The organism is Dehalococcoidia bacterium (assembly GCA_040902535.1).
Lineage (GTDB): Bacteria > Chloroflexota > Dehalococcoidia > DSTF01 > JACRBR01 > JBBDXD01.
This window is the reverse complement of record JBBDXD010000001.1, coordinates 93,490-113,685: the sequence shown is the minus strand read 5'-3', so window position 1 is coordinate 113,685 and position 20,196 is coordinate 93,490. Positions and strand designations below refer to the sequence as shown.

Below are 20,196 nucleotides of genomic sequence, written 5' to 3'. Positions count from 1 at the left end.
TGACGCATCGTCGTAGCGCGTCCCGCCTGGCACGGCGCCTGTTCGGCGTTCGTTCGATCACGTTCGTGCCGGCGACGGATCGAACCGAAGACGCGCGGTCATCGACGCCGCACTACTGCCGGCAGCGCTCGCCAAGCTGCTTCACGGCGAGCGCGACATCCAACCCCGTGATCTTGCGGTCATCGTTGATGTCGTACTTCCGCGCGTATCGCTTCTCGTCCTCGCCGGAGCCGAGCCGCTCGACGATGCGCAACACGTCCTTCAGCGTTACGCGACCATCGCCCGTTACGTCGGCGCACTTTTGATCGTTCGGCCTCGGCGTGCTCGTGCCAGAGATCGTCTTCGTTGCCTTCGGCTTCGGCGTATTCGTCGCCGTGGGCACGGCTGTCTTCGTGCGGGTCGTCGTCTTCGTTGCCTTCGGCTTCGGCGTATTCGTCGCCGTGGGCACGGCTGTCCTCGTACGTGTCGCCGTCTGAGTGCCGCGAGGAGTGGCCGTGCGCCCGGGCGCCATCGTCGTCATACGCGTGGGCGTCGCGCTCGCCGCGGCAACGGTAGGCATGGGCGTGACGGAGGGAATCTCCGTCGGCGAAGCAGTCGGGCTGGGCGTCCACGTGAACGTGGCGGTAGACGTGGGCGTAAGCGTGCCCGATGGCGTGGCGCTCGCCGTGTTCGTCGCCGTCGGCGTGGGCGTGTTCGTCGCGGTCGCTATCGCCGTGTCCGTCGCCGCGGGTGTCGACGTGTTGGTGGCCGTGGCTATCACCGTGTTCGTTGCGGTCGGGGTCGCGGTGTCTGTGGCGGTCGGTACGCCCGTGTTTGTTGGCGTCGGTGTAGCCGTGTTGGTCGGCTCAGGCGTCTCGGTCGCGGTGGGGACTGCGGTCTCGGTCGCGGTGGGCGACGCCGTGCTTGTCGCAGTTGCCGGGGGCGTCGCGGTAGCAGTGGGGGCAAATACGCCATCAGCTTCGAACGCACCGATGTCGCACGAACTGCCCTGGGGCCGCGAGACGCCGCGTTGGTCGATCGCCGGGCACCCAACGTTCGCTCCCGCGTCAACCGCGGGGCTTTCCGCGAGCAACGAGTGCGTCTCGGTGCGTCCGCCGTTGTCGGCGAGCGGCCCGAGCTGAGCGTCGACGCCGGTGATATCGGAGTCGGCGTCGCCGAGGCGGAAGCACTCCTTGGGATCGGCGATCAAGTTGTGGCCCGCGGACGTAATGCTCTGGAACGATGCGGCGCAATCCGGGGCGTTCAGGTCGTCGTCGGGGTCGGATGCGGGCGCGCTGAGGTCGCGGTTGCCGCCGATGAGGACGTTGCGCATGGTCGTTCGGTTGCCGCCGTGGCGGATGCCGCCGCCGTTCCCCTGGCCGTCGGCGTCGCTGTCGGCGCTGTTGCCGGTGATCGTGACGTTGATCAGCTCGGCGGTCGCGGGCGCGGTCGTGCTCACGCTGAGACCGCCTCCGTCGCCCGACGTCGAGTTGCCGCTGATGGTGGAGTTCAAGATAGTGAGGCTGCCAGCACTGGCAATGCCGCCGCCGAACCCGGAAAACGGCGTTGGCGCGGTGTTGCCGCTAATCGTGCTGCCGCTAATCACGAGGTTGACGTTACTGTTGATGCCGCCGCCGGACTGTCCTGAGTTGTTGGCGATGGTGCTGTCGACGACATACGCTGTCCCGGATCCGGTCAGCGAGATCCCTGAAGCCCCGTTCCCTTCGATGCGAGAACGCACAAAGGCAGAGTTCGAGCCGAAGCTGCTAAACGCGATACCGGCAAGCCCATTGTTCGAGACGGTGCTGTCCACGATCGAGAAGCTCACGCCGAGAGTGCTGTATGTACCGATGATCCCCTGGTGGGTGTTGTTGCTGACCTCGCTGTTTCGAACGATAATCGTCCCGCCGCTTATCCCCCAGCCGACGTTGTCACTCACGATCACGTCTACAAGCGACACCACCGACGTCAATTCCGCCTGAATGCCTCCGCCGCCGTTGGCCGGGCCGACGTGCTCCAGCAGGCCCGGGCATGGGCAGTTCGGTGCCCGGTTGTGCGGTGCGCCATTCACAACGGAGACGCCCTGCAGTTCAAACATGACTGCCTGCGGGATGGAGGGCACCGCGTTCGGCCCGGCGACGCCGAAGATGTGGTCGAGAGCGCCGCCGTCTATGATCGTCTGCCCCGATCCTGCGCCACGGACCAACAGGTCGTCGACGACATCCAGGTCGCCAACGGACGCGTTCACCGTGAAGTTTTCGGTAGTGGGGCGGCTCAGCAGGAACGTGCCTGCGCGGAGGTCGATGACCTGCGGTCCTGCCTGGAAGTTCGCCTCCATGATAGCGGCGCGCAGGGTGCAGACGCCGGTCGCGTCCGCGCAGACGCCGTTGAGCGCGGCGTCAGGCGAATCCGCGAAGTCGTTCACGGCGATCACGCCGGGTGAGGCTGGCGCCGGAAGAGCCGGAGGATCGGCGACGTCGGGTGCGCCGGCATCGCGCTCGTAAGCGCCGATGTCGCAGGCCGCCCCCTGCGGGCGCGTGGCGCCGCGCTGGTCCGCCGGCGGACAGCCATCTCCCGCGGCATCGAGCGCTGCGCTCGCGGGAGCCAGGGCGTGCGTGTGCGTTGGCCCGCCGTTATCGGCGAGCGCAAATAGGCCCGCCGGAGTCCCGAGGACGCTCGAACCCGCGTCTCCGACCAGCACGCATCCGGCGCTATCGCCGATCAGGTTGTTGCCTCCCGACGTGAATACGCCCGCGCAGTCGGGTGTTTCTCCCGCCGCATCACCGTTCGCGTCGATGATCGTCCGCGTGACGGAACCTGCCGCGGGACTCGTGAGGCCTCCGCCATCGCCCGTGCCATTGCCGTCGGCGTCGGCGAGGTTGGCAACGACGGTAGAGTCGCTGAGCGTCATGACGGCGGAGTAGTCGTTGAAGATGGCGCCGCCGTCCATGCCGGCGCTATTACCGCTGAACGTGCTGTTGGTGATCGTCGAGGTGCCCAGGTTGGCCAGGCCGCCGCCGCGCCCGCTGGCGCGGTTGCCGCTGATCGTGCTGTCGATGATCGTCACGGTGCTGCCGATGTTGTAAATGCCGCCGCCGTCACCGCTCGATTCGTTGTCAGAGATCGTGCTGCGGACAATCAGCGCCGACTTATTCTGGTCGAGGCGAATGCCCGTATCGCCGTGCCCTGAGACGGTGCTGTCGTACAACTCGAGCCGGGCCTGCGCGTTGGTGAAGAAAAGGCCAAAGCCGCCGCCCGCGTTGTTCTCGACGCGGCTGTCCTTGACGATGACCAGGCCCAGGCTCAACACGGCCGCCGAGCCGCCGCCTGTGATCCCCGTGACGCGGACGCGGTCGAGCGTCATCGGTAACCCGTGGTCGCTCTGCCGGTGGATGATGCCTTGCGCGCCGGAGTTCTGCAGCGTCATGCCGCGGAGCTCTGCCCCGCCGCGCACGTCGAACACGCGCGAGAAGCCCGTGGCATCGACGATCGTCTGATCGATGCCCGCGCCGATGATGGTGAACTGCTTGCTCCCGCCAAGATCGAGGTCGCCGCGGTCCTCGGCGAAGTCACCTTCGGGATCGTTTGGCCCGAGCGTGAGTCGGTAGGTGCCTGCTGGGACGGTGATCACACGCGTGGCGCCTGCGCCCCGGTTTGCCTCCATAACCGCTGCTCGCAACGTGCACTCGCCCGCCGCAGAAGCACACACGCCGTTGCCCGGCGCGGCGTCGACGGCGTCGACGGTGCTGTTAACAACGAACACCCCGTTGCTCGGCGTGGACGTAGGCGTGGGGGTGTTGCTCGCCGTCGGAGTGTTGGTGGGCGTCGAGGTATCCGTGGGGACGGCGGTTGGTGTTGGCGTCAGTGTCGGCGTATCCGTCGGGGTATCCGTCGGCGTTGGCGTCACGGCTTCGCAAGCATCGCCCTCGAAGTCGTCATCGGCGTCTTCTTGTCCGGGGTTGGCGATGTTGGGGCAATTGTCGAGCAGATCCACGAGGGCGTCGCCGTCGGTGTCAGGACTGAGCGACGCTGCCTCCTCGAAGGTGATCTCCTCGACATCCTCGTCGTGTGTCTGATGCACGCCATCGGCGAAGTCGGGGCTGTGGCGGAAGTTGTACCGGATGTTTGACCAGTCGTCGTGGCCGCCCAGGGTGCTGAGGACTTCCGCGTCGTTGGTGCCGTCCGCGTCCGAGTCAAGTTCAAACCCGCAGCCGCCTCCGCCGAGGCGAATCCGGTTGATGTCGCTTGCAACGCCAGTGTCAGACGTATCGCCATCGAAGTTCCAGTCGATCGGGTCGTCGGTGGGCACGACCACCACCCAGGCGCCGCCGGTCATTATGCCCAGGGATGGTGCAGGGACGCCGGGCGGGCCGATCGGGTCGATGGGGCCGTAGACCGTGATCTCGCCGGGGAGGCCCGAGATGCCGGCGCTTTCGTCCAGGCTGTTTTCGTTGAGTGCCGGTAACGCCAGGCGAGAGTAGTCGAGCGTTCGCCCGGTCGGGCTGCTGAACTGGCGAGAGTAGCTCATCACGCTGATGTAATTGGGCTTGCAGTTGACGCTGGTGGCGCCGCCGTGGCGCAGGTCGAGGGTGTGCCCCATCTCGTGCATGAACGTCCCGGCCTGCTGATCCGGGCTGCCGACCGCGTGACCGCCGACGGTACTCCAGCCACCGAGGGTGACGACAAAGTCGTTGCCGGGAAGTTCCGCGCATCCGGATGTGCTGCCTCGGCCTTGCAGGCTGTGCGCGAAGAGCGCGTAACGGGTGACCAGACGTTTCGCGCCAAGGACTTTCGGATTCCCGCGCTCGGCGGCTGTGCCGAAGCTGGCCGACTTGATCGAATCGAAGTCGGCGCTTCCAGCGGCGGCCGCGCTGGTGCAAGGCGTGAACGCGAGAAGGCTGGCGTGCGCCGCGGCCAACTCATCGCGCTGGACGTGCAGCCGGATCCCGGTGGTGCCATCCGGATTCGCGACGGGGGCCGCTGCGAAAGATGCGACGGCGGCGGCAAGCGCCTGCGAGTTCGGCTGGTGTTGGGCCATCCAGTCCGCTTCGACGAAGAGGTCCTTGTGCATGGGATCGGCCCGCTCTCCGGCCTGCACCGTGCCATCCTGATCGAGGTCATACAACTGAAGGTCGATCACCTCGTCGCCGTCGAAGTCGATGCCCAGGGTCTCCCAGGTGTCGCACAGGCCATCGCCGTCGGAATCAGGGCTGCCATCGCCGTCGGGATCGACGCAATGAGAGAATTCCGATGTCGGACCGAACTGCCCGCTCGCCGTTGCCGTGTAGTAGTCGCTATCCGACAGGGTGACGGAAGTCGTCAGGGTCCAGTTGCCGTTGGCGTCCGGCGAGGTCGATCCGACGTAGCGCGTTCCTTCCGTGAGCCCGCCAGCGCCGAGGAAGCTGGATGCGTAGACATCAACGAAGGCGGCCGCGGGGTTCTGGGTATCGAGTGTGCCCGTGAACGTCACGGTGCTTGCCGAGAACGTGACGCTGACGATCTCCGGCGCGTTGAACAGCGCGTTCGGACCGACATCGAGATCGCCGGGATCCCCCCACGTGATGCCGTCGCGGCCGAGGTCGATGCCGAGACCGGCGTTGCGGAAGATCGAGTTGCCACGGATGCGGTTTGTGGCGGCATCCCCAGTTACGATCACGCCGGCGCCGCCGTTGTCGCTGATGCTGTTGCAGTCTCCCTGGCACGTGCCGCCCGGTTCGACGCCTTGAAGACCGCCGATGATATTGGCAGATCCGTCGTGAATCAGAACGCCACCCAGGCCGTTCCCGACGGTATCGCCGGCCGCCCAGCCGATATCGTTGCCGGAGACCTGGTTGCGGATCGCGTCGGTGCCGATGATCGCGAGGCCAAAGTTGGTGTTGCCGGCGAGGAGGTTGCCGGCACCGTCCTGAGCGCCGCCGATGATGTTCTGTTCGGCATCGGAGATGAGGATGCCGCTGCCGTTGGGCAGCGGTGGCAGTTCCGAGGACACGCCGACGCCGATGCGGTTGCCGAGGATCTGATTCTGATCGGCGGCGTTGTGCAGGAGAAGGCCGTCCTCGCCGTTGCCACCGATCACGTTGCGATGATCCGCGGCGGTTCCGCCGATGACGTTGAATGGGCTTTGCACGTCGATGCCGTTGTCGCCGTTGCCCAGCGCGGTGTTGCCCACATCGGTAATGCCGATGTGGTTGCCGCGGATCCGGTTGAGGACGGCGCTCGCGCCCACAATCGAGATGCCGTTTCTCGTGTTGCCGGCGATCACGCTCCGCGTGGCGATCCCGCCGTCGTGATGCCCGATCTCGTTTTCGGAGGCGCCGCTGATCGCCACACCATCGCCAGCGTTAGCGATCGCCGTCTCGGCGTCATCATCGGTGCCGATGAAGTTGCCGCGCACGAGGTTGTTCTTCGCGAAGGCTCCAAAGATGGCGATGCCATCCATCCCGTTGCCCGAGATCACGTTGCGCGCTTCCGCAGCGAAGGCTGCCGCAGAGAGGCCAACCACGTTGTCGGGCGAATCGATGCGGATGCCGGATTGGGCGTTGCCCTGATCGAGCTCGCCGGTGGGGTCGAGACCTATGTAGTTCGCTTCGACGAGATGTTCGCCCTCGCCGAGCAACCACAGGCCGTTGAGCTGGAACCGGTTGATCGCGAGTCCGCGCACGGTACTTCCGCGCGCCATCAGGACGAGGCCGTTCGCTGCGGGGCCGGCGATGGTTCCGTCGATCTCGATCAGCGGCTTGCCGGCGTAGCCGCCCTGCGTGCGCCCATCGATCAGCGTCGTGCTCACGAGTTCGGGCAGCAACGATGCGGGGCTAATCGTCCTCACCCCGCTGCCGATGTCGAACAGGATGTAGTCGGTGCCGGCGATGGCGTTGCCCTGCTCGATCGCGGCTCTCAGCGAGCATTGCCTCCCGGGGGTGGCCGGCAGCGTGTCGCATATGCGGTCGTTGACGCCGGCATCCGACGCGTCGCTGGTAGTGTTGACGACGAAGCCAAACAGCACCTCAAGCGGCGATGCGCTGCAGGCGATGTTGAGGAATCCGGGGTAGCAGATATCGCTGGGCGCGCCGAGCTGTCCGGAGGAGTTGCTTCCCCAACACATTTCCAGCCCGTCGGAGAGCACGATGCAGCGATGAGCGCCACCCGACGGCGCCGTCGCGGCGGGGCCGGGAAGTCCGGTCACATCAACCGGTGTGGCGCTGTTAGTGAACGAGCCATCGCCAAGCTGACCGAGGAAATTATCGCCCCAGCATTGCGCCGCGCCTGTCGCGAGCAGCGCGCAGGACTGTGCAATGGCATCGACGCCGGAGGTGAGTCCGACTACGTCTGTCGGCATGGCAACTGGATGATTCGGCGGGACTCCAATCGGCACGCCCGGGTTCGCGGGTGTCACTGCGCCAGACCCCACTTCGCCGTTGCCGTTATAGCCCCAGCACTTCGCCGCGCCCCCGGTTGTTCGCGCGCACGTCGTGTCGAACACGGCGACCTCTGCCGCGCCGCTGCTCAACCCGGTGACGTCGGCCGGGCGTGACAGGCATTTCGCGCCTGGTTCTGGCGCGGATGGACACGTTTCTCCGGCCGCGAGCGGGGCGTTCGGGAAGGTACCAATGCCGAGCTGGCCGTTGTAGTTGTTTCCCCAGCACTTCAACGCGCCGCCGGTGAGGATGGCGCAGGTGTTGAATCCGCCGGCGCTAATGTGTGTGACGCCGGACGACAGCCCCGGCACATCCACAGGCAACGTGCTGCCGGCTGCGGTTCCGCTGATGCCGTCCCCGATCTGCCCGAAGAAGCTATCGCCCCAGCATTTGACGCCCCCGCTGAGCATGAGCGCACAGGTGTGGCGGTCACCGGTGGCGACGCTGGCGATGCCGATCAGTTCGTTGCCGCCGGTGCAGAAGAACCCGCTGCCGGTTTCGCACACAGGGACGGCGCCGAGCCACGCGTTTCCGCTCGTGCCATTTCCGACCTGACCGTAGGCGTTTCCTCCCCAGCATTTCAGGCTGGTATCGGCCAGGACGGCGCACGTGTGGTCGGATGTCGACGACACGAAGGTGACGCCGCCGGTTTCGTACCCGACGACCGGTACCGGACGCTCGCGCGACGCCGACGTGAAATCGCCGAGCTGCCCCACGTTGTTCGCGCCCCAGCAGCGCAGCGCTCCTGTGGTGTTAAGGGCGCAGGAATGCGCGTTCCCGGCGACGGTTTGCGTGACCGTGAAGCGTGCCTGAGGGATCGGGATGAGAGGAAGTGACGCCGGCTCAAGAGTAGCGGGCGATGAGGCGCTCGCTACGACGCCGACGAGGATGGCGGCAGCTAGCGCGGCACGCTGGCGCAGCGAGCTGAGGCGACTCGCAACGTCTCGCAGGGAGCAGAGGGTAGGTCGAAAGTGCAGCCGGTCCCCCCATCGGCTTCGCGGCGGGGTTCAGGCGAGTGTATCACCATCGCGCAAAGACGGAAGCAGCATCGATGGGAATCTAGCTTGACAAGTGGGCCGCGAGGGGCCGAAGCCAGATAGAAAGCCGTTGAACTAACGCGTTCGCCTGAGGGTTGGCGGCGGGTCTGAGTAGAGAGAAGGGTCTTTGGCCGGCGAGTTCGGACGCGGCTCAGTTGACGATGATCTGGCCGCTGCTGATGGACGACATGCGTCCAGCCAACCTTGCGCTTCAATCAGCCAGACGGGTCCGATTGGTGGTCGTCGGTCGCGCTCTGCCTTCCATGACGGTTGCACCTGCTGTTCACGGAGCCCACTTCGCGCTTCATCGTCACGATCAAAACGCGTTCCGGCGCACTGTATGTTCATGCTAAACGTTCGTTGAGACCAGCATGCGGCCGACCTGTCAGCTTGGCGGGTTGCAACCGCTGAGGGATGCCGTCGTCCGCGCCAAACACGTGAACGCGAACAAAGCAGTCAACGCCTTCTTCTGGTTGACCTTCGCGGCACTGATAACTATGTGGGGATAGCGCTCGATTGGGTGAACCGTCACCCGTTAGTCAGTGGCTGATACGTGACGCCGAACATATTGTTTGCCAGCCACTTGGTGAACGATGGGTTCCCGCTGAACTCCTTGCAGAGTTGCGTGTGGTTGGCGAGGAGACTGAGCATCACCTGCGCACGCCGGGTGCCACCCCCCCCGACAGGCGTCCGTGTGTGACATGCCGGTGCGGGTTTCAATCCTCACCCGACGCCCGCGCCCGTACTGCTTGATGCAGGACGTGATCCGCGATCTTCTGGTTCGTGCCGACGCCACGGACGCGCGAGCGGCCATTCTTCGCCCTGACGAAATGGAGTCGTGGCGCGAACCTTTTCTTGACGTGTTCTTGGCTGAAGAGATCATCCACGAGATCCAGCCGTCGCGGACCGCGCTGTGTCCGGCGTGCGACGAAGGGCACTGGGAAGAGCCGGAGTGGCTGGATGGCCGCGCCTACATTCATGCGTCGAATTCGGGAAGACAGCGGTCGACAGTGAGCTCTGCAGGCGTTGGGCGGTATCCGCCGACGGGGTTGCCAGTCTCGTCGCGCGTAAGCTTCGGACTCAGGCGTGCACGGCGCTTGTTCCAGGGCGTGTCTGGAAGTTGAGCCGCATCCATTCAGGCGGGCGGCCCTGGCCGCCTGTCATCGCACGCGGCAGTGGTTGGCCGGATCGCTCTAGCGTTATCGCTCCCGCGGTCGAGGCTTACAGGAACCCACTCGTCATAACGTTCGCGAGGACGCGTGATGAGCCGCGCTGGATCTGCGCCGAAAAGTTCATTGAGCTTGAAGAAGATGGGCTGAAGCGCGTCGAACCCCTCCGCCGGCGTGATAGCGACCGCCCGCGGGGATGCGATGTCGCCGCCCTGCGAGTGGGCATCCGTAATGGATGAACAATGTTCGTCGAGACGCGACGCGACGAAGCCGATGACATCACGCGCTTCCTGTCTACACCGATCGCTGTTGGCCCGAGCCGTGAATCGGATTGAGCCGCGGGCGACCGCTGCGTCTGCCGACAGCGATGTGGTGCGACGTGAATTCCTCTTCATCGACGTTGACCCGACGCGCGCGAGCGGAATCAGCAGCACGGCTGAAGAGCGCGACTCGGCTCAAGCCTTGCTCCGTGAGGTGGTGGCATTTCTGACGGGCGCTGGTTGGCCGGAACCGGTCATCTGCATGTCCGGGAACGGGTTCTACGCGTTGTACCGCGTCGACCTTCCCAACGACTCTGCTGCGATGTCGCTCGTCAAAGCTGTCCTCGAATCGTTGGCAGAGCGCTTCAACACAGACGCTGCGCACGTCGACACGAGCGTGTTCAACGCCGCGCGTTCTCGCGGTCATCGGTACGAAAAGATGAAGGGCGACGCGACGCTCGACCGACCGCATCGGCGTTCGGGAGTGGTCTCGGTTCCTGACTCGTTGGTCGCGGTGACGAGCCAGCAACTCGAGCAGATCGTGCCCGGTCGGTCGGCCCCGAAGTCGGCTCTTTGTCGTACCTCGCACAAGCGATCTGGGTGACATGCTCGGGTCGGCGGGAATTGAGTACCGAGAGCAGGCTCCCGATGCGCACGGCGTGACCTGGTACCACATCCAGCCATGTGTCTTTCACGATGACGGACGCCCTTTCGAGTGCGGTGTCGGACAGAGAAGCTTCCCGACGGACCCTACGCCGGACACTGTTTCCATCCCGAAGGCCAAGGCAAGACCTGGCACGACTGGAAGGCGGCGCTTGGCCTAAGCGTCCCCCGTCTTTCGAACGATCAGATAGCGCCCGGCCACGCACGACTGAAAATCATCGTTTCCGGCCGTCATCGACGCGACATCGCCTTCGATGCTTGGAGTGCGCTGATTGCGGCGAACAATCCCGTCCGCTTCTTCCGCCATGGCAACGTGGTGGTGGAGATCGCCAAGCCGGACGAGGGCGGCGCGGTGATCAAGCACCTCGGCACGACAGGGTTGTCTGGGCGCCTCGACCGATGCGCGGACTTCATCAAGCGCACGAAGGCCGACGAACAGCCCGCGCGCCCGCCACGCGACGTCGTCGAGGACATGGAGGCGCTGGAGATCCCATTGCCGCCGCTTCGAGGGATCATCGCGTCGCCTGTCTTCACATCAGCGGGAGAACTTCAGACGAGCATTGGCTATCAGCGCACGACGGGCCTCTACTACGAACTTGTCGGCCAGCCGGTACCCGACGTGCCAACCGATCCGGACGCCACGGACCTGCGCGTCGCCCGCATGCGGCTGGGTGACGATCTGTTCGGCGACTTCCCTTGGGCGGACGAGCGCGCCTCTCTTGCCAACATGGTCGCCGCACTGATCACGCCGATGGTGCGAGATCTGATTCAAAGCCCTGTGCCGCTGTTTGCGCTGGACGCTCCGAAGGCGGGGAACGGGAAGGGTCTCCTCGCGACGTGCGTATCGATCGTCACGACGGGCTACGACGTTGCCGTGATGGCCGATACGAAGAACGAGGAGGAGTTCCGGAAGCGCGTCACGACAAAGTTGATGGAGGGCGCCGGCGTCGTCCTGCTCGACAACGTGCGTCGTCGCCTGGACTCCGGGTCGCTGGCGGCGCTGCTGACCGCGTCCGTCTGGACCGATCGGTGCTTGGTTTCTCGCGGACTGTGACGTTACCGGTACGCTCTTCCTCGTGACGGGCAACAACCTGCCGCTCAGCGACGAGATCACGCGCCGTGCCGGGTCGATCCGGATCGACGCGAAGACTGACCGTCCGTGGGAAGGCCGCACGTACCGACACCCTGATCTCGTCTGCTGGCTCAAGCGGCATCGTCACGACGTGATCTGGGCGTGTCTCGTGCTGGTGCGGCACTGGCTGGCGCGCGGGCGGCCCGACTGGACGGGGCAGCCGATGGGCTCGTACGAGTCCTGGTGCCGTGTGCTCGGTGGCATCCTTGAAACAGCCGGCATCTCCGGGTTCCTGGAGAACCGCCCGGAACTCTATCGCCGCGGAGACGCCGACAGCGAGGAGTGGCGCGCGTTCACTTCTTCGTCGTGGGGCGAACACGGTGCTGCGCCAGTCAAAGTTGCCGACCTTCAGCCGATCGCCGAGGAGACGCTGACGCCGTGGTTCGACGGCATCAAGGAAGGCGCGGACGGCAAGACGATCCGGACGAAGCTGGGCAAGGCGCTCGCATCGCGCCGCGACAACCGCTTCGAGCATCTGTTCATCCGCCAGGCGCAGCAGGGGGACGGCCACTCGAAGACCGCCCGCTACGTCGAGCTTGCCCAAGCGGCACCACCGGATGCGGGGGACAACGCTCAAGTCGACGGCACCCCCGCATCAACCCCGCAGAAAAACGGCCCCATTTCAGATTCGGATGCGGGAGATGCGGGTAATGCGGGGTCAGATCCGACCTGAGCAAACGCATGTATGCGACGGCCGTCGAGATCGATGCGTGCGCAGAGGGTAGCAATTCAACCCCGCAATACCCGCAACCCCCGCACGTAGATTCAAAGACGGTGCCCAAATGGTGCGGGGGACGTGCGGGGGACAACCCCGAATGCGGTGGGAACCCCGCAGTGCAAGCGGTGCTCACGTGTTCCCGAGAAACCCGCCAGCAACCTGTGCGACGAGTGCCGTGGAGACGCGCTGAGGCAGACTGATGAAAAACCAGCGATGAGCGGACGCTATGACCGAATCGTGCGTTGCGAGGAGCGGATGGTGAGCGGGGGCGCCCCGAAATGAAGTCAAAACGATTTCGATCCGGAAGGCGCTCTGCAACCCGCCTCTTTGTCCGTACGGGTTTTTCCGGATCGTATCCCGAGGCGCGTGATGGGTGACCGGGACCGCTGCCGAAGCCGTGCGCGCGTCGCCGCAACCGCCGGCGGACGAGCGCCCACAGCATCCAGGTCGCGCGCCCGAAGATGCCGCCTGACCTCGCGGCGGAGGCGAAGGCCGAATGGCGGCGGGTCGTGCCGCAGACTGGAGGACATGGGCGCCCTGGCGATGATCGACCGGGCGCTGCTCATCCGCTACTGCACGGCATGGTCGGACTGGGTGGAGCTGGAGGGGATGCTGCAGAAGTCCGGGATCCTGATTGGCGGCCAAAAAAACAACTTGGTGAGGAATCCGATCTGGCTGCTGCGGCGCGACGCCGACGAGTCCGTCACCGAGTTGGCGCGGCAACTTGGCCTGTCACCGACCGCGCGCCTGCGTGCGGGCATCGTGCACGAGCGGCCGCCTGACCCACGGGAGGCGCAACGCCAGGTCGAGAGCATCGAGGAGTACCGCAGACGGCTGGCAGAGCCCGATCCGCGGGAGATGTTGAGGTCATCACCATGAACACCACAGTGATGCAGATCGAGCACGTCGCGATCGACGACCTGAAGCCGGACCCAGCCAACCCGCGGCGGATCTCCGACGACGAACTGGAGGCGCTGACGCGCAGCCTGCGCGAGTAGGGCTTCGTGCAGCCGATGCTGGCGCGGCGCGAGGACAACAGCGTGGTCGGCGGCCACCAGCGGCTGCTCGCCGCACGGCGACTGGGATCACCCCACGTGCCGGTCATCTACCTCGACCTGACGCATGAGCAGGCGCGCGTCTTGAATTTGGCGCTGAACCGAATTAGCGGCACGTGGGATGAGGAGCTGCTTGCGCGCATGGTCGCGGACCTTTCGACGATCGAGTCCGTCGATCTCACGATCTCGGGCTTCAGCGAGGACGAGTTGGACAAGCTGCTGCGGTCTCTGGACGTGCGGGAGAAGAAGGAGCAGGTCGAAGCGTTCGACCTCGACCAGGCGCTGGACGCCGCCCGCTCCGCCCCGCGCGCCCAACGTGGCGAGCTGTGGGCCATGGGCGACCACCGGCTCCTGATTGGCGACAGCACCGACACGGGCGCGGTGGAGCGCTTGTTCGACGGGGCGAAGGCTTCACTCATGGCGACGGACCCGCCGTATCTCGTGGACTACCAGGGCGGCAACCATCCGCAGAGCAAGACGAACAGCCGCAAGACCAAGGACAAGCACTGGGACGACTACACCGACCCGGAGGCGGCGGTCGAGTTCTTCACAAAGTTCCTCAAAGCCGCGCTGCCGCACCTGGTCCCGAACGCCGCGATCTACCAGTGGCACGCGCCGCAGGCAGGCGCTCGTCGAGGAAGCCTGGAAGCAGGCGGGGCTGCTCGTGCACCAGCAGATAATCTGGGCGAAGGAACACGGCGTGCTGACGCACAGCCACTACCTCTGGCAGCACGAGCCTGCTTCTACGGCTGGGTCGAGGGCAAGAAACCGAAGCGCAGGTCGCTCGCGCCCGCACGCTCGCCTACCTGGCGCAGACGGCGACCAAGCTGTTAGAAAGTCGGCGAGCTGGAGGAGCGGCTGTCGCGCGTGGAGGGCGCCCTTGGTCCGCGGCTGGAGAAGAGGCGATGACGACGGCAGACAGGCGGGCTCGACCGATTGATGCCTGCGCTTCGCGCCCACGAGCGGGCGATGCTGTTTCTGCACGACTTCAAGGACGGCGTGACGACCGATCCCTACGAGCAGCCGGTGCCAGCGGGCATCGAGCGAGAGTTCGAGCGGTTGATGGCGATCATCCGCTTCGTCAACGGCGAACTGGCGGACTGCGTGCGGATTCTGAAGGAACAGGTGACCCAGGCAGAGCTGCGGCTGAACTGGCTTGAGGAAACACACCGGCATGCCGGCGACCTGTGGATCTTGGGCAACTACCTCGACGAGGCATGCCCGAACCGATCACCAAGAGCGAACGCGGAAAGCGGAAGAGCAAGCCGCGCCTCGGCGGCTACGTCGTGTATCCCGACGAGGACGCCGACGAGGTCGCGGCACTGCGGCGGAACCGCGATCTCGTCCGGAAGATCACACGCGGGGGCTGCCAGTTCACGCTCCCCTTCGACCTGACTGCGACCTACCTGACGAACCCAATGGGACCGAGGAGACCGCGCGCGTGGTGGCGTACATCATACGTGAGGCGCTGGCGTCGTACTGGACGCAACTCGTCGCCGTCGAGACCGTGGCTGCTGAGTACTTCGAGGAGTTCAACGGCGAGGACCCGATGAAGCCGAGCTTCCGGGGCGACCTCGACGACCCAAAGCAACGCATCGTCGAGACGAAGGAAGAACTGCTGCGGTTCATCGGCAATTGGGACCTGCCAATCGACCACGAGCGTTCGCTCGGCATCACGCGGGCGCTGGCGCAAAGGGTATTGGGCTGACCGCCTAGCGCAAGCCGCCCCAAGCGTCGCATCGATCAATCGACTATCCTCTCGGTGACCAAGCTCAAAACAGCCGACCAACGCGAGGGCCCATCGACGCCCCATGCGCCTTCTCGACGTCGATGAAGGAGTTCGTCAGTGACAGTCCGGCGTGCCGCAATGCTAGGAATCTTGGCCCTGATTGCTATGGCAGCGTTGGGCGCTCGCTGCGTTGAGAATACGAGCGTTCGCGTTGATGCTGACGGCTATACGCACATCTATGGCGAGATCTACAACGACACCGAGATCCAGGGCCACTCGATGCGTATTCATGGCCGGCTCCTGCGCAGCGACGGAAGCGTGATTGCGGAGCAGGACGCTCCGCTATGCCCACCCGAACTACCTCCGCACAGCCAGACGTTCTTCGACATCTGTTTCGACAGTCCGAATCTGCCGCCGTCGGCTTCGTTCGATGTCCGCATGGTCGGGGGGACCGCTTCCGACGCTGGCCTCCCTGACCCACGCATCCGGCTGCTCGGCACGAGCGCGTCGTTCAGCCAGGGGCGGGCTACTCTCCGCATGGACATCAGGAATGAATCTGGCGTCGAGTATTTCAACCTCAATGCCTGCATCGCCGGATACGACGCGGCCGGAAAAGTCATCGCGGCAAACAGCAACCCACTCCAGAATTACAACGATCAGGGCACGCCCATTCCCGGAGGGTTGGGTTCAGCGCCGGACTACGTACTTATGCATCTTGATGATGCACCGGCGGATCTCCGGACCGTCCGCGGTTGGTTCTGGATTGCCCAAGACCCGACCAACACTCGAGGGACGTACAGGCCCCTCATGACCGGTCTGGTAGTCGTGCCTCGTTAGCCGTTCAGTGCCTCGTTGTTCAGCCTGCTGGGCGCGTCACGAGTTCGCCCGTCGTCGGGGATCGTTCACCGCCACCATTCCGCCCTAGTGACGCTTACGCGCGGTCGCGGCTCCACGACGGATCGAAGTCGTCCGGAAGATTGCCCACCTCGCTGCGGCAGCGGCGGTGGTCGTTGGCCTCGTCAACGCCGTCGCAGACGGACTTGGCATGGATGCCCTCGGCACCATCTACGTGGTGAGTTTCATGCTCGCCTTGATGGCCTTAATCGCGTTGGCGGCGACCGTGTTCGCGCGAAGCTCAAGCGTGTCGCTGGACTCTGCGTTGCACTCATTATTGGAATTGGGCTCTTCCCGGTCGGTGGTGGCGTGATCGTGCTGTTGTCCCTCGCCAGCATCGCATTCGCGCCCGGCTGGTATGCGCGGCGCACTGGCCCGACGGCGAATGAACCGACGATCGATTGAGGTGGTAGCGACTTTGAAGGTGCTCGGGCGGAGTATGAAGCTGGCGACCCCGAAGGGAACGGGGCCGTCGAAGACACAACGGCCCAAGATTGACCGAGGCTGAAGCACCGGGGCATCACGGTGGTTCTGCTCAACACCCTCTCGGGCATAGCCTACAATGGCGGCTGTCAAACTCCGGCTGAGAGTGAGTGCCAGTACAGAAAAATCGGTGGAAGCATGAGAAGCCCTGCACAGCGGAAGGCAGATGTGCTGGAGCAGCTGCGCATGGTGCCCGGTACGGAAAAAGACATCTGGGTTGCGTCAGCGAGCGAACAAGGCGATGCGTACTTGATCCCGCTGTCCTTTTTCTGGGACGGCTCTCGCCTAACGTTGGCCACCCCGAAGCGAAGCAAGACCGCTCGGAACCTTCGTCGTGCAGGCGTTGCCCGCATGGCGTTGCCGCCCACGAGAGACGTTGTCATCATCGAGGGGACGTTGGAGTTCGTCGAGACTGACGCGGACGATGCATTAGCTGATGCACACACCGAGGCAGCTGGGTTCGATGCCAGACGTTCAGGCAGGAACATCTATATCCGGCTCACGCCACGTACGATTCATGCCTGGCGGGAGGAGGACGACGATCGCTCAGTGATGGTGGACGGCCGTTGGCTTGCTGATTAACTCAGCAAGTCCAGGCAAACAGCGCCGTGAAGCTTCGTTGCTGCGAGAAGAGGCTGGCGACCCCGAAGGGATTCGGGCTACCAGCAACACTCCGGCGAGCCTGACGACCCCCGCATACGCCGATGGCGCATGACGGTCGTCCCGGTGCTTCCCGCTGCAAGTGTCGCCGTACCTCCGACGCGGATGCGGCCTGCGATGAGGCAAAGGCCCGTGTGCGTGTAGGATCGATTGTGGTGATCTGGCAGCCGAAGCTGATGAAGAGGTGTTGGATGACGAAGGTCCGCGTGACATCATTTTCGATTTCACTGGATGGATACGGTGCCGGCGCTGACCAGAGCGTCGAGCAGCCGCTCGGTTCCGGAGGCGAAGGGCTACACGAGTGGTTCGTCCCGACGCGCACTTTTCAGCGCATGCACGGCGGAGAGGACGGCACGTCCGGTATTGATGACGATCTCGCTGCGCGAGGATTCGCGAATGTCGGGGCGTGGATCATGGGTCGGAACATGTTCGGTCCGGTCCGCGGTCCGTGGACAGACGAAAGCTGGAAGGGCTGGTGGGGTGACAACCCACCGTACCACGTGCCCGTGTTCGTCCTCACGCACTACACGCATGGCCCGATTGAGATGGATGGTGGCACGACGTTCTACTTCGTAACAGACGGCGTTCAGTCAGCGCTCGAACAGGCGCGCGAAGCCGCAGGTGGGCGCGACATTCTTGTCGGCGGCGGCGTCAGCACGATCAGGCAGTATCTCGAAGCTGGACTGATCGACGAGATGCACCTCGCGATCTCACCCGTTTTGTTGGGCGCCGGTGAGCACCTGCTGACGGGTATCGACCTGCCGTCGTTGGGCTACGAGCGGACTGAACACACCGCGACGGCGAAGGCGACGCACGTGGTCATCGCCAAGCGCTGATCTGCCGGTGCGCCGGTCCCCGTGTGTATGGAGTGGCGACCCCGAAGGGAACGGGGGCCGTCGAAGACACAAGCGAGCGAAGGTTGACCCAGGCTTAAACGATGGGGCATCAAAGTCGTTCCTACGCGGGCGCCGCGATGAGCGACGAACGGCGGCGTTCATCGCTCCAAAGCTCGGACGTGTGGAAGGGCATTGTTGGTAGACGAAGCGACGCTAAGGTGTGCTGTGGCCGTGCCGTTTCTGGAACTCATCGCAATCGTGGTTGACGAATACGACCCCGCGATTGCCTTCTTCGTCGATGCGCTCGGCTTCGATTTGGTGGAGGATGCACCGTCGCTATCTAACGATAGGCGTCCCAAAAGGTGGGTCGTCGTGCGCCCACCGAGTGCCCAGACGGGCATCCTTCTCGCGCGAGCGGATGGCGAACAGCAACGTGCGATCGTCGGGAGCCAAACAGCCGGGCGGGTAGGATTCTTCCTGCGGGTCGACGACTTCGACGCGGCTTACGAACGCATGGTGTCGGCTGGTGTGAAGTTTCTGTCGTCGCCTCGGACTGAGGCGTACGGTCGGTTCGCACTCTTTGTCGACATCGCGGGCAACCGATGGGACTTGCTTGGCCCTGCCTGAGCGAAGCCGCGCGCAGACCCAACGCGTGTCGCCGCGGTCGTCAAACACAACCGGCCGCATTCGGGGCCGGTTTTCATGTTGTGAACTGGCGACCCCAGAAGGGGAACGGGGGCCGTCGAAGACACACGAAGATTGACCCGAGACTGAGGCGGTGGGGCATCACTGTTGTGAGGGTCGTCCCTACGACTGCCAGCGCACTTCGTACAACCGCACAGCATCCTCGAAGCCCTTGAGCAGCGTCTCCCCGCGGTCGGCATGGACGTAGGTCTTGCCGGAGAGCAGATGCCGCAGCGGTTCCGGAATGAGGATCTCGCCCGCAGAAGCCTTCGCCGCCACCCGCGCCGCCAGGATGACCGACGAACCGAACAGATCGCCTTCCTCCTCCACCGGTTCCCCAGCGTTGAGGCCGATGCGTACGTGCAGCGCTTCGCCCCCACCTTCGTTGCGCGCCGCAAACGCGCGCTGGAGCGCGATCGCGCAGTCCACCCCGGCCGTGACGCTGCCGAACGACACCATGAAACTGTCGCCATCCGTCTTGATCTCGGTCCCGCCGTACTGCTTCAGCGCGTCGCGCGTCATCCGCTCGTGCTCTCGGAGCACTTCCCGTCCCCTTTCGTCGCCCAGCCGCTGCATCATCTCCGTGTGACCGACGAGATCGGTGAACATGACGGTCACGGGCGCGCCGCGATTCGCGCGTAATCGCACGGCTTTATGCCCGAGGAATCCTTCGAGCAAGTCGAGGAACGTCTCAAACTCCGGCTCTTGTTCGAGGATGTAGTGGTTACTGCCTTCCATGGGCACGAAGCGCGCCCCGGGGATGAGTGCCGCCATCTCGCGCCCACGCTCGAAGAACACCGCCGCGTCTTTTTTAGGGTGAATGACAATCGTTGGCGCCTGTAGGTCCGGCAGGATATTGCGCACGTCGATTTGGCCAATTGATTCCAGAACCCTGGCCGCCGTCTCCGGGGAGGCGGAAACGCGTTCGAGCTCGTTGAACCAGGCCATCTGCTCGCCGTTGGCACCCGGGATGAAGAGGGTAGTGAAAAGCTGCCTAAACGCTGGATTGTCCTGGCCCCAACCTACGCGCATCGCGCTTGCGAGCGCGGCACCGCGCTCATCCGCTCCGACGTGAGCGAATGAGCCGTAAAGAACGAGGTGGCTAACGCGCTCGGGATGAGTCACTGCATATTGCATCGCCGTCGGGCCGCCCTGAGAGATGCCGAGGAGCGCGAAGCGCTCGAGGCCGAGCGTATCAACCACCGCCTCGAGGTCGCGGACGAGTCCTTCCAGCGAGATCTCGTCGACCTGACGATCCGATAGCCCCGTGCCCCGTTCGTCGTAGCGCACCAGCGTGTGGTTCTCTGCCAGCGCGCTGAAGAGGTGTCGCCAAACGGGACTCTCCCAGTCAAACTCCAAATGCGTGAGCCAGTTTGCCGCCTTCACCAGCGGCGGTCCCTGACCCACAGCGGAGTACGCGATGCACACGCCGTCGCTGGTCGTACAGAAGCGGATCTGTTGATCCATCGGGCGCAGCCTACA

General features: G+C 64.7%; 16 protein-coding genes. 13 read left to right on the top strand and 3 right to left on the bottom strand.

Annotation, left to right across the window (positions count from 1 at the left end; translation table 11 throughout):
* Window positions 1–112: 112 nt before the first annotated feature.
* Entirely contained in the window at window positions 113–8,110 is a 7,998-nt protein-coding gene (locus tag WEB52_00540) for a choice-of-anchor Q domain-containing protein (protein ID MEX2224914.1), read from the bottom strand.
* A gap of 1,763 nt (window positions 8,111–9,873) precedes the next feature.
* Between WEB52_00540 and WEB52_00535 the strand changes: the two genes are divergently transcribed.
* Window positions 9,874–10,464 carry a hypothetical protein gene (locus WEB52_00535; GenBank protein MEX2224913.1) on the top strand — a complete coding sequence of 197 codons (591 nt, stop codon included), beginning with the start codon at window positions 9,874–9,876 and terminating at the stop codon, window positions 10,462–10,464.
* A gap of 216 nt (window positions 10,465–10,680) precedes the next feature.
* On the opposite strand, the gene WEB52_00530 is transcribed toward WEB52_00535, so the two are convergent.
* Entirely contained in the window at window positions 10,681–10,830 is a 150-nt protein-coding gene (locus WEB52_00530; GenBank protein ID MEX2224912.1) for a hypothetical protein, read from the bottom strand.
* Window positions 10,831–10,836: 6 nt separating this feature from the next.
* Here WEB52_00530 and WEB52_00525 point away from each other — a divergent pair, with 6 nt between their 5' ends.
* The 12 genes from WEB52_00525 (at window position 10,837) to WEB52_00470 (ending at window position 18,657) form a co-directional block, all read left to right on the top strand.
* Window positions 10,837–11,577: a hypothetical protein gene (locus WEB52_00525; GenBank protein ID MEX2224911.1), complete on the top strand. Its 741-nt coding sequence runs from the start codon at window positions 10,837–10,839 to the stop codon at window positions 11,575–11,577.
* A gap of 22 nt (window positions 11,578–11,599) precedes the next feature.
* Complete coding sequence (locus WEB52_00520) at window positions 11,600–12,328, top strand: hypothetical protein (protein ID MEX2224910.1); 729 nt, start codon at window positions 11,600–11,602, stop codon at window positions 12,326–12,328.
* A gap of 414 nt (window positions 12,329–12,742) precedes the next feature.
* Window positions 12,743–13,252, top strand: coding sequence for a phage terminase small subunit P27 family (locus WEB52_00515; GenBank protein ID MEX2224909.1), 510 nt, complete (start codon window positions 12,743–12,745; stop codon window positions 13,250–13,252).
* On the top strand, window positions 13,249–13,371 hold the full coding sequence (locus WEB52_00510) for a hypothetical protein (protein MEX2224908.1): 123 nt from the start codon (window positions 13,249–13,251) through the stop codon (window positions 13,369–13,371). The genes WEB52_00515 and WEB52_00510 overlap by 4 nt, the downstream gene beginning before the upstream one ends.
* A 6-nt stretch (window positions 13,372–13,377) precedes the next feature.
* On the top strand, window positions 13,378–14,262 hold the full coding sequence (locus WEB52_00505) for a ParB N-terminal domain-containing protein (GenBank protein ID MEX2224907.1): 885 nt from the start codon (window positions 13,378–13,380) through the stop codon (window positions 14,260–14,262).
* Window positions 14,263–14,367: 105 nt separating this feature from the next.
* Complete coding sequence (locus tag WEB52_00500) at window positions 14,368–14,823, top strand: hypothetical protein (GenBank protein MEX2224906.1); 456 nt, start codon at window positions 14,368–14,370, stop codon at window positions 14,821–14,823.
* Window positions 14,824–14,869: 46 nt separating this feature from the next.
* Entirely contained in the window at window positions 14,870–15,136 is a 267-nt protein-coding gene (locus WEB52_00495) for a hypothetical protein (GenBank protein MEX2224905.1), read from the top strand.
* Between the two features lie 171 nt (window positions 15,137–15,307).
* The gene (locus WEB52_00490) at window positions 15,308–15,994 is read left to right on the top strand and encodes a hypothetical protein (protein MEX2224904.1); all 687 of its coding nucleotides are present in this window, start codon (window positions 15,308–15,310) and stop codon (window positions 15,992–15,994) included.
* Window positions 15,995–16,202: 208 nt separating this feature from the next.
* A complete protein-coding gene (locus WEB52_00485) occupies window positions 16,203–16,364 on the top strand; it encodes a hypothetical protein (protein ID MEX2224903.1) in 162 nt (53 codons plus the stop codon).
* Window positions 16,365–16,702: 338 nt separating this feature from the next.
* On the top strand, window positions 16,703–17,116 hold the full coding sequence (locus tag WEB52_00480; GenBank protein ID MEX2224902.1) for a pyridoxamine 5'-phosphate oxidase family protein: 414 nt from the start codon (window positions 16,703–16,705) through the stop codon (window positions 17,114–17,116).
* 269 nt (window positions 17,117–17,385) lie between these two features.
* Window positions 17,386–18,030, top strand: coding sequence for a dihydrofolate reductase family protein (locus WEB52_00475; protein ID MEX2224901.1), 645 nt, complete (start codon window positions 17,386–17,388; stop codon window positions 18,028–18,030).
* Between the two features lie 231 nt (window positions 18,031–18,261).
* Window positions 18,262–18,657 (top strand): VOC family protein, encoded by a 396-nt coding sequence (locus WEB52_00470; protein MEX2224900.1) that lies wholly within the window; start codon window positions 18,262–18,264, stop codon window positions 18,655–18,657.
* 180 nt (window positions 18,658–18,837) lie between these two features.
* On the opposite strand, the gene WEB52_00465 is transcribed toward WEB52_00470, so the two are convergent.
* Window positions 18,838–20,181 (bottom strand): adenylate/guanylate cyclase domain-containing protein, encoded by a 1,344-nt coding sequence (locus tag WEB52_00465; protein MEX2224899.1) that lies wholly within the window; start codon window positions 20,179–20,181, stop codon window positions 18,838–18,840.
* Between the last annotated feature and the right edge of the window lie 15 nt (window positions 20,182–20,196).

Bases quoted from the DNA above. Each gene is read 5' to 3' on its own strand.
- WEB52_00535 (MEX2224913.1), top strand. From the start codon at position 9,874: ATGACATCACGCGCTTCCTGTCTACACCGATCGCTGTTGGCCCGAGCC.
- WEB52_00530 (MEX2224912.1), bottom strand. From the start codon at position 10,830: ATGGCGGAAGAAGCGGACGGGATTGTTCGCCGCAATCAGCGCACTCCA.
- WEB52_00515 (MEX2224909.1), top strand. From the start codon at position 12,743: ATGGGTGACCGGGACCGCTGCCGAAGCCGTGCGCGCGTCGCCGCAACC.
- WEB52_00510 (MEX2224908.1), top strand. From the start codon at position 13,249: ATGAACACCACAGTGATGCAGATCGAGCACGTCGCGATCGACGACCTG.
- WEB52_00500 (MEX2224906.1), top strand. From the start codon at position 14,368: ATGCCTGCGCTTCGCGCCCACGAGCGGGCGATGCTGTTTCTGCACGAC.
- WEB52_00485 (MEX2224903.1), top strand. From the start codon at position 16,203: ATGGATGCCCTCGGCACCATCTACGTGGTGAGTTTCATGCTCGCCTTG.
- WEB52_00475 (MEX2224901.1), top strand. From the start codon at position 17,386: ATGACGAAGGTCCGCGTGACATCATTTTCGATTTCACTGGATGGATAC.
- WEB52_00465 (MEX2224899.1), bottom strand. From the start codon at position 20,181: ATGGATCAACAGATCCGCTTCTGTACGACCAGCGACGGCGTGTGCATC.